General features: G+C 71.7%; 14 protein-coding genes. 9 read left to right on the forward strand and 5 right to left on the reverse strand.

All coding sequences use genetic code 11. The features are described from left to right. Positions 1–10: 10 nt before the first annotated feature. The gene (locus tag ACZZ0J_RS13125; RefSeq protein WP_463437270.1) at positions 11–1,348 is read right to left on the reverse strand and encodes a uracil-xanthine permease family protein; all 1,338 of its coding nucleotides are present in this window, start codon (positions 1,346–1,348) and stop codon (positions 11–13) included. Positions 1,349–1,415: 67 nt separating this feature from the next. On the opposite strand from ACZZ0J_RS13125, the gene ACZZ0J_RS13130 reads away from it, so the two are divergent. Genes ACZZ0J_RS13130 through ACZZ0J_RS13140 form a run of 3 tightly spaced genes read left to right on the forward strand, consistent with a single transcriptional unit; the run spans position 1,416 to position 5,812 of the window. Beyond that, a complete protein-coding gene (locus ACZZ0J_RS13130) occupies positions 1,416–2,870 on the forward strand; it encodes a hypothetical protein (RefSeq protein ID WP_463437272.1) in 1,455 nt (484 codons plus the stop codon). A 39-nt stretch (positions 2,871–2,909) separates the two neighbouring features. After that, entirely contained in the window at positions 2,910–4,874 is a 1,965-nt protein-coding gene (locus tag ACZZ0J_RS13135) for a M13 family metallopeptidase (protein ID WP_463437273.1), read from the forward strand. Beyond that, the gene (locus tag ACZZ0J_RS13140; RefSeq protein ID WP_463437275.1) at positions 4,874–5,812 is read left to right on the forward strand and encodes a serine hydrolase; all 939 of its coding nucleotides are present in this window, start codon (positions 4,874–4,876) and stop codon (positions 5,810–5,812) included. The genes ACZZ0J_RS13135 and ACZZ0J_RS13140 overlap by 1 nt, the downstream gene beginning before the upstream one ends. Positions 5,813–5,854: 42 nt before the next feature. Here the strand turns inward: ACZZ0J_RS13140 and ACZZ0J_RS13145 are convergent, their stop codons facing one another. Further along, complete coding sequence (locus tag ACZZ0J_RS13145) at positions 5,855–6,325, reverse strand: ester cyclase (RefSeq protein ID WP_463437276.1); 471 nt, start codon at positions 6,323–6,325, stop codon at positions 5,855–5,857. 75 nt (positions 6,326–6,400) lie between these two features. Here ACZZ0J_RS13145 and ACZZ0J_RS13150 point away from each other — a divergent pair, with 75 nt between their 5' ends. Then, on the forward strand, positions 6,401–6,883 hold the full coding sequence (locus ACZZ0J_RS13150) for a MarR family winged helix-turn-helix transcriptional regulator (protein WP_463437278.1): 483 nt from the start codon (positions 6,401–6,403) through the stop codon (positions 6,881–6,883). After that, complete coding sequence (locus ACZZ0J_RS13155; protein ID WP_463437280.1) at positions 6,880–7,863, forward strand: zinc-binding alcohol dehydrogenase family protein; 984 nt, start codon at positions 6,880–6,882, stop codon at positions 7,861–7,863. Before ACZZ0J_RS13150 ends, ACZZ0J_RS13155 begins: the two co-directional genes overlap by 4 nt. A 7-nt stretch (positions 7,864–7,870) precedes the next feature. Here ACZZ0J_RS13155 and ACZZ0J_RS13160 read toward each other — a convergent pair whose 3' ends face one another. After that, positions 7,871–8,569, reverse strand: a complete 699-nt coding sequence (locus ACZZ0J_RS13160) for a DUF4232 domain-containing protein (RefSeq protein ID WP_463437282.1) — start codon at positions 8,567–8,569, stop codon at positions 7,871–7,873. Positions 8,570–8,668: 99 nt separating this feature from the next. Between ACZZ0J_RS13160 and ACZZ0J_RS13165 the strand changes: the two genes are divergently transcribed. Continuing rightward, complete coding sequence (locus tag ACZZ0J_RS13165; RefSeq protein WP_123294504.1) at positions 8,669–8,944, forward strand: hypothetical protein; 276 nt, start codon at positions 8,669–8,671, stop codon at positions 8,942–8,944. Between the two features lie 3 nt (positions 8,945–8,947). Here the strand turns inward: ACZZ0J_RS13165 and ACZZ0J_RS13170 are convergent, their stop codons facing one another. Both ACZZ0J_RS13170 and ACZZ0J_RS13175 read right to left on the reverse strand, forming a co-directional pair. After that, a complete protein-coding gene (locus tag ACZZ0J_RS13170) occupies positions 8,948–9,379 on the reverse strand; it encodes an NUDIX hydrolase (protein ID WP_463437285.1) in 432 nt (143 codons plus the stop codon). Beyond that, positions 9,376–10,698 carry a glutamyl-tRNA reductase gene (locus ACZZ0J_RS13175; protein ID WP_463437287.1) on the reverse strand — a complete coding sequence of 441 codons (1,323 nt, stop codon included), beginning with the start codon at positions 10,696–10,698 and terminating at the stop codon, positions 9,376–9,378. The genes ACZZ0J_RS13170 and ACZZ0J_RS13175 overlap by 4 nt, the downstream gene beginning before the upstream one ends. 47 nt (positions 10,699–10,745) lie before the next feature. On the opposite strand from ACZZ0J_RS13175, the gene hemE reads away from it, so the two are divergent. From hemE to ACZZ0J_RS13190, 3 genes are read left to right on the forward strand one after another with little or no spacing between them, the layout of a single operon-like run. Beyond that, a complete protein-coding gene (hemE, locus tag ACZZ0J_RS13180; RefSeq protein WP_463437289.1) occupies positions 10,746–11,843 on the forward strand; it encodes a uroporphyrinogen decarboxylase in 1,098 nt (365 codons plus the stop codon). Then, positions 11,840–12,799 carry a protoporphyrinogen/coproporphyrinogen oxidase gene (locus tag ACZZ0J_RS13185; protein WP_463437291.1) on the forward strand — a complete coding sequence of 320 codons (960 nt, stop codon included), beginning with the start codon at positions 11,840–11,842 and terminating at the stop codon, positions 12,797–12,799. The genes hemE and ACZZ0J_RS13185 overlap by 4 nt, the downstream gene beginning before the upstream one ends. Beyond that, positions 12,754–13,179, forward strand: coding sequence for a hypothetical protein (locus ACZZ0J_RS13190; protein WP_463437293.1), 426 nt, complete (start codon positions 12,754–12,756; stop codon positions 13,177–13,179). The genes ACZZ0J_RS13185 and ACZZ0J_RS13190 overlap by 46 nt, the downstream gene beginning before the upstream one ends. Positions 13,180–13,244 lie beyond the last annotated feature (65 nt).

Consider the following 13,244-nt stretch of genomic DNA (forward strand, 5'->3'; position numbering starts at 1 on the left):
ACCACTCGCGTCAGTCGGCGCGCGGCTCGGCGGGGACGCCGCCGGTGGCGGCGTGCGCGTCCTCTGAGGCAGCGGGCGTCGCCTCGTCGGTACCGCGCGCCCGCCCGATCAGGTCCATCAGGTGGTACACGACGATCGCGGCGATGGTGCCGAGGATGATGCCGCCGAAGCTCGCCTGGCCGAACGCGAACGTGAAGTCCGCGATGCCGATGATGAGCGCGATGCCAGCGGTCAGCTGGTTCTTCGGCTTCGAGAAGTCGACCCGGTTCTCGACCCAGATCCGGATGCCGATGACACCGATCAGGCCGTACAGGGCGGTGGTCGCGCCGCCGAGCACGCCGGCGGGGACCGAGGAGATGACCGCACCGATCTTCGGGGAGAGGCCGAGCAGGACGGCGGCGATCGCGGCGACCCAGTACGCGGCGGTGGAGAAGACGCGGGTGGCGGCCATGACGCCGATGTTCTCGCCGTAGGTGGTGGTGGCGGAGCCGCCGCCGGCACCGGCGAGCACGGTGGAGATGCCGTCGGCGAAGAGCGCCCGGCCGGTGAGGGGCGTGAGGTCGCGGCCGGTGAGCTGTCCGACACCCTTCACGTGGCCGACGTTCTCGGCGACGAGCGCCAGCACGACCGGCACGAACGCCAGGTAGATCGCGAGCTGCGACGGGTCGAACGCGGGAGCGGTGAACGTCGGCAGGCCGATCCACGGTGCCGCGTCGACCTTGGAGTAGTCGACCTGACCGCCGATCAGTGCTGCGACGTAGCCGACGAGGACGCCGATGACGATCGACAGGCGACCGACCAACCCCTTGAACAGGACGGTGACCAGGATGATCGCGGCGAGGGTGATAACCGCGACCACCGGGGCGGCCGCGAAGTTGTCCTTCGCCGCCGGAGCCAGGTTGAACCCGATCAGGGCGACGATCGCACCGGACACTACCGGGGGCATCAGACGGTCGATCCAGCCGGCGCCGGCCAGGTGCACCACGAGCCCGACGATCGCCAGGAGGGCACCGACGACGATGATGCCCGACAGGGCGAGGGGGATGCCGCCGATTTTCGTCGCGGCGCCGATCGGCGCGATGAACGCGAACGACGACCCGAGGTAGCTCGGCAGCCGATTGCCGGTGATGAGCAGGAACAGGATCGTGCCGATGCCGCTGAACAGCAGGGTCGTCGACGGCGGGAAGCCCGTCAGCAGCGGCACCAGGAAGGTGGCGCCGAACATCGCGACGACGTGCTGCACGCCGAGACCGATCGTCCGGCCCCAGGTGAGTCGCTCGTCCGGTGCCACGATCGTCGTCGCGGAGACGGTCTTGCCGTCGCCGTGCAGCTTCCACGGAAGTCCCATGCGATGACCGTACCGGCAGCAGTACGCCCGTGACGCTCGGCGGTTCCCAGCTGTGGACAACTTGTATATGGTGTGTGACGTACCACAGGAGGAGCAGCCATGCGTCAGCCCCCACACCCTCGTCCGATCGAGCCGCATCGCGCTGGCGGTGCTCGCTGCCGCTGCGGCGGCCCTGTCGCCCGTCGCGGTCGCGTCCGCGGCGACGGCCGCGCCGGGCGCAGCCGCGTCGACGGCCGCGACGCCCGCCGCCGACTTCACCGCCGGGGTGCGGTCGATCAACCACGGGCTGGGGATCGTGACGGTCGCCGGCACCGGACCGGTCGGCGGGAGCATCGCGATCTCGGGCGACGGCGTCGAGTCCGTCTCGACGGAGGTCCGTCCGGGCGGCGCGTGGTCGGCAGAGGTCCGCGTCGGCCGGGGCGAACGGGTCGTCCGTGTCACGTCCCTGGTGACCGGCTCGGTGATCGACCTGCCGGTCGAGCTGCGCACACTGACCCCTCCGGGGATGCTCGCAACCGTCGATGGCATCGCCCGCACCATCAGCATCGAGGGTGAGGGTTACCCGGGCGCCCACTTCGTCATCAAGGACAACGGCACGACCGCGGGTGAGGCCGACGTCGACGCCGAGGGCAGCTGGTCGTTCACCCTGCACGGCCTGTCGTTCGGGCAGCACCACGTCGAAGCCTTCCAGTACTTCGACGGCACGCAGAACGGCGGGGTCGACGAGGACTACACGGTCTCCGGGGCGGCCGTCGTCACCACGGCCACGGCGTCACGGGAGACCGAGCGGGTGGCACTCGCCGGCCGTGCCCCCGTCGGGACGACCCTGCGGTTCTCGGACCAGGACGGCCCCGTGGTCGGTGCTGACGGTCGGCCCGTGACGGTCGCCACCGCAGCCGATTCGACCTGGCACGCCGAGGTGCCGTACCCGGCTGCTGCGCGTTTCCACCGGGTCACCGTCACCACGTCCGAGGGCACCGAGGTGCTCGGCACGACCGAGGCACGCGTCACCGTGCCGATCGCCCTGACGGGCACCGCCGAGGAACTCCCGGACGGCTCGGTGAAGCTCTCGGGCTCCGGCGAGATCGGCGGGGTCGTCTCGCTGGAGGACGACCACGGCAAGCCGCTGCGGAGTTCCGATGGCCACCCCGTCGCCACGATGACCGGGCGCACCTGGGAACTCGTCGTCCCGCGCTCGGTCCTGCCCGAGGACGCCGTGGTCGCACGGCAGCGTGTCGACGGCGTCGAGCAGGGATCCCTGCGACTGGTCCTGCCACGGATCCCGGCGCGCCCGGCGCCCACGCCCGGGCAGGGACCCGACGCCGGGGTGTCCACCGGGACCCACCCGGCCGCGCAGCACGCCGCCGCTGGTCGGATCACCGGCGGCACCGTGCAGCAGCTCGCGTACACGGGCAACGACCCGCGCACGCCGATCGGGATCGCCGCCGCGCTGCTGACCGCCGGTCTCGCCGGTCTCGGTGCATCGCGGGTCCTCCGTGGTCGCGCAGCCCACCGCGACTGACTCCGCTCGAACATGGCGTCGGTGGCTATCGTGGACGGCATGACCGACGTCGCACGTGCCTCCGGCATCCACACTGACGAACTCGACCCCGCGGTGCGCCCCCAGGACGACCTGTACCGCCACGTGAACGGCACCTGGATCGCTGAGACGCCGATCCCCGACGACAAGGCCCGCTACGGCTCGTTCACGGTGCTGGCGGAGGCCGCCGAACTCGCCGTCCGCGCGATCATCGAGCGCTCGCAGCAGGCCGCACCCGGCACCGAGGCGCGCAAGGTCGGTGACCTCTTCTCCTCCTTCACCGACGAAGCACGGCTCGAAGAGCTCGCCACCGCGCCGATCGAGCCGCTCCTCGCCGAGATCACGGCCATCGAGTCCGTGCCGGAGCTCATCGCCACCGTCGGACGCTTCGAGCGGCTGGGACTGCCGAGCTTCCTGCAGCTCTTCGTCGACAACGACCCGGGCGACCCCGAGTCCTACGTCGTGTTCCTCGAGCAGTCCGGTCTCGGCCTGCCCGACGAGTCCTACTACCGTGAAGAGCGCTTCGCCGACATCCGGACGAAGTACCGCGAGTTCGTTGCGGCGATGTTCCCGCTCGCCGGGTTCGAGGACGGCGGCGACCGCACCGAGCACGTCATCGCGCTCGAGACGGCCCTGGCGTCGAAGCACTGGGACAACGTCACCACCCGCGACAGCCAGAAGACCTACAACAAGCTGCCCTGGGCCGAGGTCGCGGCGCTCGCCGAGGGCATCGACCTGCAGACGTGGTGGCAGGCCATCGACGCACCGGCCGGCGCGTTCGAGACCGTCGTGGTCCGCGAGCCGTCGTTCATCACGGGCCTTGCCGAGCTCCTGCGCGACCAGCCGCTCGAGGTCTGGAAGGACTGGCTGCGCTGGCAGGTCATCCGTGGCTCGGCCGCGTACCTGACGAGCGCGTTCTCCGCCACGAACTTCTCGTTCTACGGCACCGCACTCACCGGGGCGCCGAAGCAGCGCGAGCGCTGGAAGCGCGGCGTCTCCCTGGTGGAGGGCGCGATGGGCGAGGCCGTCGGCCGGATCTACGTGCAGGAGCACTTCGACGAGACCTCGAAGGCCACGATGGACGACCTCGTCGCCAACCTGGTCGAGGCGTACCGGCAGAGCATCACGGCGCTCGACTGGATGACCGACGAGACCCGCGCGCGTGCCCTCGACAAGCTCGACAAGTTCACGCCGAAGATCGGGTACCCGGTCAAGTGGCGCGACTACTCGGCGCTGCCGGTCGTGCCCGACGACCTCGTCGCGAACGTCCGCGCCGTCGCGTCGTTCCAGGTCGACCGCGAGCTCGGCAAGATCGGCAAGCCGATCGACCGCGACGAGTGGTTCATGACCCCGCAGACGATCAACGCGTACTACAACCCCGGTTTCAACGAGATCGTGTTCCCCGCGGCGATCCTGCAGTTCCCGTTCTTCGACGCCGACCGCGACGCCGCCGCCAACTACGGTGCGATCGGTGCCGTCATCGGCCACGAGATCGGGCACGGCTTCGACGACCAGGGCTCGCAGTACGACGGCGACGGCAAGCTCGAGAACTGGTGGACCGAGGCCGACCGCACGGCGTTCGAGGAGCGCACGAAGGCCCTCATCGCCCAGTACGACGCGCTCGTCCCGACCGAGGTGCCGGACGGCCACGTCAACGGTGCCCTGACGATCGGCGAGAACATCGGCGACCTCGGTGGCCTGTCGATCGCGTGGAAGGCGTACCTGCTGTCGCTCGACGGCCAGGAGCCCCCGGTCGTCGACGGCCTGACCGGTGCCGAGCGGTTCTTCCTGAGCTGGGCGCAGGCGTGGCAGATGGCGATCCGTCCGGAGGAAGCCGCGCGCCTGCTGTCGATCGACCCGCACTCGCCGAACGAGTTCCGGTGCAACCAGGTCGTCCGCAACATCGACGGCTACTACGACACGTTCGGCGTGACCGAGAAGGACGCGATGTACCTCGACCCCGCCGAGCGCGTCGCGATCTGGTGATGGTGGAGCCGGACGCGGCTCGGTCGTCACGCCGTCGGCGGCCGGAGGACCGCTCAGGTGGTGGCGGTCGAGCACGCGGTCGGCACAGCGGTCGACCCGACGACCGCTTCGGCGCCACGACCGAGGCCCTCGGCGCGCTCGCGCTCGACGGTGCCGGGGTCAGTGCGTCGGTGATCGACACCTCGACCGGCAAGGCCCTGCTGGCGATCGACGACACCGTCGTGCAGCCCGTCGCGAGCCTCGGGCGGGTCCTGCTGCTGATCGAGGTCGCGGCGCAGCTCGAGGACGGCCGCCTGCACGGCGACCGCCTCCAGCGCATGGCACGGGACACCGCGACCGGCGCTGGCCTGTGGCAGTTCCTGCAAGAACCGACGATGCAGGTGCCCGACCTGGCGACCCTGGTCGGTGCCACCGGTGACACCTGGGCGATGAACGCACTGCTGTCGACGGTCGGCATCGACGCCGTCCGCGAGCGTGCGGAGTCGCTCGGCATCGAGCGGACCGCCCTGATCGACCGGGTGCGCGACCGTCGTGGTCCGGACGACGCCCCGGATGCCTCGGTGGCCCCGACGGGTGAGCTCGCGTGGGTGATGCGCGGACTTGCGCTCGGTGAGGTCGTGGACGAAGCGGTGTCGAACCGGGTGCTCGGCTGGCTGTCGCTGGCGAGCGACCTGAACCTGGTGGCCGGCTCGTTCGGCCTCGACCCCCTGGCGCACCGTGCGCTCGACCACGGGTTGCAGGTCGTCGCGGTCACCGGATCGAGCACCGGCGTCCGCGCCGAGGCGGGGATCCTCCGCGGCCCGGGCTCGTCGGTCAGCTACGCCGTGACGGTGACGTTCGACGACGCCTCGTTGCAGCGGCGCCTCGCGGTCATCGAGGCGTTGCGGACCATGGGCACCGAACTGCTCGAGGCAGTGCACGCCCCCGCCCACCGCTGATCCGGGCGGGCGCAGTCCCACGTCGGTGCGGTGTCGTTCCGCTCAGCGGAGCAGCACGAACGAGCGCAGCGGCTGCGGCTCGACGTCGTGCACCTCGAGGGCCTGCGGGAGTGCCCCGACCTGACCGAGCAGACCCATCAGGTCCGGCTGCCCGACCTCGTCGACGATCAGGCCGTCGGCGAAGCGGTAGAAGTTGCTCGCGTGGACGGCCACCGGCAGCCCGGTGGGGGCGGTCCCGAGGAAGTCGCCGTCGTGCGTGTCCCGGAGCTCGAACCGCGCTGCGACGGCGTCGCCCTCGACGACGAGCCGCTCGATGCGCCACTGGACGTCCGAGAACGCGCTCCGCATGATCGCCAGGATCTGCAGGTACCCCTCGAGGCCACGAAACGGCTCCGGCGAGAACGGCGTGAGGAACTCCGCGTCGGGTGAGATCACCTGACGGCCGATCGACGCGTCGCCGGTGTTGATGAACTCGACGAATCGCTGCATGGCGGTGTGGGTGTCGGTGGTCATGGTGGTCCTGTCGACGGAGCGAGCGTGCGTGAGCCGACTACTTTACATAGCAAGCAACGAGCGTAGGATCGCCGCATGAGCATGCAACCGACCTCCCGCAGCGAGACAGCCGGGAACGAGCGAGGATCTCGTGCCCGCGAGTACTTCACCGCCCTGGTACGGCACGAGACCGATCTGTGGAACACGGTGGAGCGGCGGATGCGCGGGGAGGGCGTGTTGAGCCTGGCCCGCTTGGAGGTCCTGCGCGTCGTCGACGCGGCGCCGACGGGAGCGCGTGTGCAGGACGTCGCGACCGGGGTCGGGACGTCGATCGCCGCCGCCAGTCGTCTCCTCGACCGGCTCGCCGCCGACGGTCTCGTCGAACGAGCGACGGATCCGGGTGACCGCCGCAGCGTGCGCAGCACCCTCTCACTCCGGGGTCGGGACGCCGTCGCCGTGGCGCAGGAGCGATTCGAGGCGGCGCTGGACACCGTGCTCGCCGCTGCTGACATCGAAGCGATCGCCACCGCGACTGCCGCCCTCGGGCGGCTGCAGGCTGCGCTGGAGGGTGCGCGATGACGGCGACGATGCGCGCCGTGGTCATCGACGCGCCCGGTGGTCCCGAGGTCCTCCGACTGCGTGAGGTCCCGGTACCCATCCCCGCTCCGGGTCTGGTGCTGATCCGGGTGGAGGCCTTCGGCCTGAACCGATCCGAGCTGCACTTCCGCCGTGGCATGGGGCACTTCGGGAGTTTCCCGCGGGTACCCGGGATCGAAGCGGTGGGGACCGTGGTGGCAGCACCCGGCGGCGAGTGCGCGGTCGGAACGCAGGTCGCCGCCCTGATGGGAGGGATGGGCCGCGACCACGACGGCGGCTACGCCGAGTACACCCTCGTTCCGGCCAGCAGCGTCGTGCCGTTCACGAGCACCCTCGACTGGGCCACGATCGGTGCCGTCCCCGAGATGCTGCAGACCGCGCACGGCTCCCTCACGGTGGGTGTGGACGCGCAGCCGGGCGACACGCTCCTGGTCCGTGGCGGCACCTCGTCGGTCGGGCTCGCGTGCATCGTCCTGGCGAAGCAGCGGGGCATGACCGTCATCGCCACCAGTCGCAACCCGGACCGTACGGAGCGGCTGCACCGCGCAGGCGCCGACCACGTCGTGATCGACACCGGAAGCATCGCCGACGAGGTCCGCCGGATCGTACCGGCCGGTGTCGACGGTGCCGTGGAGCTCATCGGTACCGACACCCTGCCCGACACGTTGCGGGCCACCGCCGTCCACGGCACCGTGTCCTTCACCGGGATGCTCTCCGATGTCTGGACCATCCGCGACTTCTACCCGATGGACGTCATCCCCAACGGGGTCCGACTCACCGCGTACTCCGGTGCAGCCAGCGACCTGCCGGCACCGGTGTTGCAGGGCTTCCTGGACGCCGTGGCAGCAGGGAGCACAACGGTACCGATCGCGAAGATCTACCCGCTCGAGGACATCGTGCAGGCCCACCGCGACATGGAGGACGGGGCACGGTCCGGGAAGCTCGTGGTCACCACCCGCTGATCATCCGCTACGACGTCGCCTGCCCCTCCGGCACGAGCGCCTGCACGGACAGCAGCGACGCATCGGCGGACGAGCACGCCTGGAAGTCGGCGTCCTTCACGAACAGCGACTGCTTGGATCCCGGCGGGTACACGCGGAAGCCGTCCGGGGTCTTCGGCGAGCAGTCGGCCTTCGAGTAGTTCCCGGCCTGGACGATCTTGAGCGGCGCTACGGCGGTCTGCCCGGCGGCCAGGGTCACGGTCGGGTGCGGTGAACTCTTCTCCTGCGTCGCCGCGGCACCGATCTGACTGCCGTTGCCACCGCCGACGAACGAGACGCCCGGCCATCCCTGCAGGGTGCAGGTCGCCGAGCCGGTGTTCTGCAGGGCGAGGTGCACGATGACGCTGCCGGCCGCACCGCCGCTGCCCGGCTCGATGCTGGCGGCGAGCGAGGACGCGGCACAGCGACTGCCAGCGGCCGACCCGGACCCCGACGACCCGGATCCGGAGGACCCGGAACCCGTGCCGGCTGACGCCGACGAGCCGGACGACGGGGTCGCGGACGACGACGCCGCCGACGAGGACGACGATGCGGACGGCGACGGCGCGGGTGCGGTCACCGTCTCGGTAGCGGAGGGTTCCCCGCCGGAGGCACAACCCGCCAACGCCCCGACTGCGACGAGCCCGGTGACGGCGAGCAGGAACTTCGATCGACTGCTGCGTTGCATGGTGCACAGGCAACCACCACCGGGAGACCGCGGTTCGGTCGGCATCCAGGGACCGCGAGCACACTCCGGAGCAAGGAACCCGAGCAGCGGAGGTCGGACATGACGGGCAAGCACGAACAGGCACGTGGCGACGAGGGCCGCGCGGACGGGGTCGAGACCCGCGCAGGCGCCTTCACGGACAGCGACATCCCCGGCGAGGAGCGCGTCACGACGACGGAGCCCGTCGGCGAGTTCGTCGCGAGCGACATCCCGGGCGAGGCCCGCCCGGAGTCGAGCGGACCCGACGGCGAGTACGTCGAGTCGGACATCCCCGGCGAGGCCGAACCGACGCAGGACGGCGAGACCGGCCACTACGTCGACAAGGACCAGGCCTGACGACTAGTCGATGCGCTCCGCCGCCACCAGGCGGCGGAGCGTCTCCACGCCCGCTGGCGGGCAGCGACCGGCGTCCGCCGAGGTGACCCACTCGACCTCGTCCACCTCGGCCGAGGCGACGGGCGTGGCGGAGTCCAACGGGCCTCCTGGTCGGACCAGGAACAGCGTCATCGCGACCATCGTGCCGGGCGCCTGCCCGTGGGCCGGCTCGAGGACGACACCGAACGGGTCGACGTCATCGGCTGTCACCCGCAGGCCGGTCTCCTCGTGTGCTTCGCGGATGGCGGCGTCGAGGTCGGTCTCGTGCGGCTCGGCCTTGCCGCCGGGCAGGTAGAGCACGTCGCGCGCTCGCGCGCGCACCATCAGGACGCGTCGGTCCCGCACCAGCAGGAGCGCGCTGACACGCAGGGTCGCGGGAGCGGACGGGAGGCTCAACTCGCGTCCGCCTCGTCGGCGCGCTTCGAGACGGTCGGGTCCAGTGCGGTGCGGTCGGCGAGCGGGACGACGGGCGCCGGCAGCTCTGCCTCGGGCTCGGGTCGCACGCCGAACAGGGCGTCGATGGCCCCGACGAACTCCTCGCCACGGCCGGCGCGGCCGAGCTCGCGGGCGCGGACCGACGGGCGGTGCAGCAGGACGCCGACCAGGTGCCGGAGGGCCCGCTCGGTGTGCTCGGCGGACTCGCCGTCGGCGTCACCGCGGCGCTTGGCGCGGTCGATCTCGTCGTCGAGGATGTCGAACACGTGCTTGCGGAACGCGACGAGGGCCGGGGTGGTCGACTGCTCGAGCGCCTGCGCCCGGAAGCGGGACACGGCGTCGTCGACCATCGCACGGGCCTCGGACTCGGCGTTCAGCTCGGAGATCGGGGCGTGCAGGCTGATGGTCTCGAGGTCGAGCAGCTCGACGCCGTCCACACCGGCAGCGGCCGGGTCGACGTTGCGGGGGAGTCCGAGGTCGATGACGATGCGGCGGATGCCGTCGTCGAGGTCGGCTGGTGCGACGACCGGGAGCTCGCTCGACGTGCAGGTGATCACGACGTCGCTGGTGCCGATCGCGTGGCGCAGGTCACGGGCGGCGACGAGGTCGTGCTTCGCGGCGAACCAGGCGGCACGGCCCGAGGGCGAGAACACCTGGATGTGCGCGGCGCCGCGGTCGCGCAGGGCCGCGATGGTGGTGGCCGCGTAGCTCCCGGTGCCGATCAGCAGCACGCGGGTGTGGGCCCAGTCGGTGACGCGCGACGACGCGAGCTGCAGGCCGAGGCGCACGAGCGAACGACCGGCGGCGCCGATCCGGGTGCGGGTCTTGACGCCGCGCGAGGTGTGGGCGGCTTCCTGGAACAGCCGCTCGAGGTCCGAGGTGGTGGTGCCGTTGCTCCGGGCGTCCTCGAGCGAGCGGCGGACCTGCCCGGAGATCTCGGTCTCGCCGACGACGACGGACTCGAGCCCGCTCGACACGGCGAACAAGTGCTGCACGACGTCCTTGCCGCCGAGCACGTTGACCGAATCACGCAGTTCGGTGGCGTCCAGGTCGCTCGCAGCGGCCACGGCCTGCACGGTGGCGGCGACGGCGGAGTCGCGGTCGTCGCCGGCGATGTCGAGGTAGGCCTCGAAACGGTTGCAGGTGGCGAGGACGACGGCGCCGTCCAGGACGTCGGAATCCGTCACGAGGTGGCCTGCTGCGGCCGGGGCAGCGATGCTCAGTCGCTCCAAGAGGTCGAAGCTGGCGTTGCGATGCGACGCCGTGAGACAGATGAGCACGTAGCCAATGGTAACGCGCTCGATGGGACAATCATCCGGTGACCGACGTGACGACCACATCCCTCCCCGACTCCCACCCCCTGGCATCAGGGCGGACGAGTGGGTCCCGCCTCGTCCGGGCCCTGCGGGGTGACCGTCCGGAGACACTGCCGGTGTGGTTCATGCGGCAGGCCGGTCGGTCGTTGCCCGAGTACCGCGAGCTCCGGGTGGGCACGGCCATGCTCGACGCGTGCCTCGACCCCGAGATGGCGTCGGAGATCACGCTGCAGCCCGTCCGCCGGCACGGGGTGGACGCCGGTATCTTCTTCAGCGACATCGTCGTGCCGATCAAGCTCGCGGGCGTGGACGTCGAGATCGTCCCCGGTCGCGGCCCCGTGCTCGGCTCGCCGATCCGCACCGCGGCGGATGTCGACGCCCTCGAGCCGCTGGACCCGGCGGCCCTCGAACCGATCCGGCAGGCGGTCGCCCGCACGGTCGAGCAACTCGGCGACATCCCGCTGATCGGATTCGCAGGCGCACCCTTCACGCTCGCCGCGTACCTGGTCGAGGGCGGCCCGTCGAAGGACCACATCCGCGCACGCACCCTCATGCACGCTGAGCCGGAGACCTGGTCGCGGCTGCTGGCCTGGGCGGCTGAGGTGTCGGGGGCGTTCCTCCGGGCCCAGGTGCTCGCCGGGGCCTCGGCCGCACAGCTCTTCGACTCGTGGGTCGGATCCCTGTCGCGCGCCGACTACGTCCGGTACGTCGCACCGCACTCGGCGCAGGCGCTGTCCCACGTGGCCGACCTGGGCGTACCGCGCATCCACTTCGGCGTCGGCAGCGGCGAGGTCCTCGCCGACATGACCACGCTCGGCACCGACACGGTCGGCGTCGACGCGGTCGGGGTCGACTGGCGGCTCCCGCTCGACGATGCCGTCCGCCGCGTCGGCACCGGCGTCAGCGTGCAGGGCAACCTCGACCCGGCGATGCTCGCGGCCCCGTGGGAGGTCCTCGAAGCGCACGTGCGCGAAGTCGTCCGCCGTGGCGGGGCCGCTCGTGCCCACGTCGTGAACCTCGGCCACGGTGTGCCGCCCGAGACCGACCCGACAGTGCTGACGCGTGTCGTCGAACTCGTCCACTCGCTCGGTGACGGGTCTGCCGCGTGACCGACGTCGTCGTGGTCGGCGGCGGGATCGCCGGACTCGTCACGGCTCGTGACCTGGCGAAGGGCGGCGCGGACGTCGTGCTCGTCGAGTCGTCCGGCGTGCTGGGCGGCATGATCCGGCGGCACACGGTCGGCGGCCTCGACCTCGACATGGCGGCGGACTCGTTCGCCACCCGCACGGACGCCGTCGGCCGCCTGGCGATCGAACTCGGGCTCGGCAACGACGTCGTCGCCCCGGACCCGCGCGGCGCCTGGTTGATGACCCGTGACGGCCGGACGTCGCCGATCCCCGCGACCGGGCTCCTCGGCATCCCGAGCACCCCGATGGCCGCCGACGTGCTCGCCGTCGTCGGGCAGAAGGGCGGGCTCCGCGCACAGATGGACTCGCTGCTGCCCGGACCGGTCGGCGCCAAGGCGGAGTCCCTGGGCGAACTCGTCCGGCGGCGCATGGGGGAGCGGGTCCTCGACGACCTGGTCGTCCCGATCGCCGGCGGGGTGCACTCCACCCACCCGGACCAGCTCGATCCGGAGCGGGTGGCTCCCGGCCTCCGCGCGGCACTGCTCCGCGAAGGTTCGCTGGCCCGCGCGGTCCTGGCGCTCCGGGCCCGTGCTGCCGCCGGTACCCCGGTGCAGGGGATCCGGGGCGGGATCGTCCGGCTCGTGGACGAACTCGTCGCCGACATGGAGACCTACCGCGTCGACGTCCGGTTGCACACCCGGGCGACCCGGATCGAGGCGCACGCGGTCGAGGTCGTCTCCGCCGACGGCACGGTCGAACGCCTGCCCGCGCAGCACACCCTGTCGTCGGTGCCCGATCCCGAGCGCACCGCGGCACCGGACCGGACCGGGATCGAGCTCGTCACGCTCGTCGTCGACCAGCCCGAGCTCGACGCAGCCCCCGAGGAACCGGGATGCTCGTGCACCCGGACGCGCAGGCCGTGTCGGCGAAGGCCCTGACGCACGCGACGGTGAAGTGGCCGTGGCTCGCCGAGGCGGCTGCCGGCCGCCACGTGCTGCGCCTGAGCTACGCGACGCCCGCCGACGCGACCAGCGCGCACGGCGCGAGCGGTCCCGACGACGCGGCCACGAGCCTCCCGGTCGACCCGGACGGACCCGTCGGCACCCGGGCGCTGCACGACGCGGCCACGCTGCTCGGCGTCCCCCTGACGGCGACGCACGTCGTGGGCGCTGCGCGCGTCCGCTGGCACGGTCCGGACCTGACCGCTGCCGGTCTCGGAGCGGGGGTCGTCGGCATCGGCGAGGCCGCGACCGGACGGGGCCTGGCCGGGATCATCGCAGCCGCCCGCACCGCCGCTGGACAGATCCTGGATTCCTGAGCGGACCCCAGACCGCCCGGGGGCTACTGTTGGTGAGACCGTCGGACGTATTCCGTTCGGCGCAT

The organism is Curtobacterium sp. AC272 (assembly GCF_979258155.1).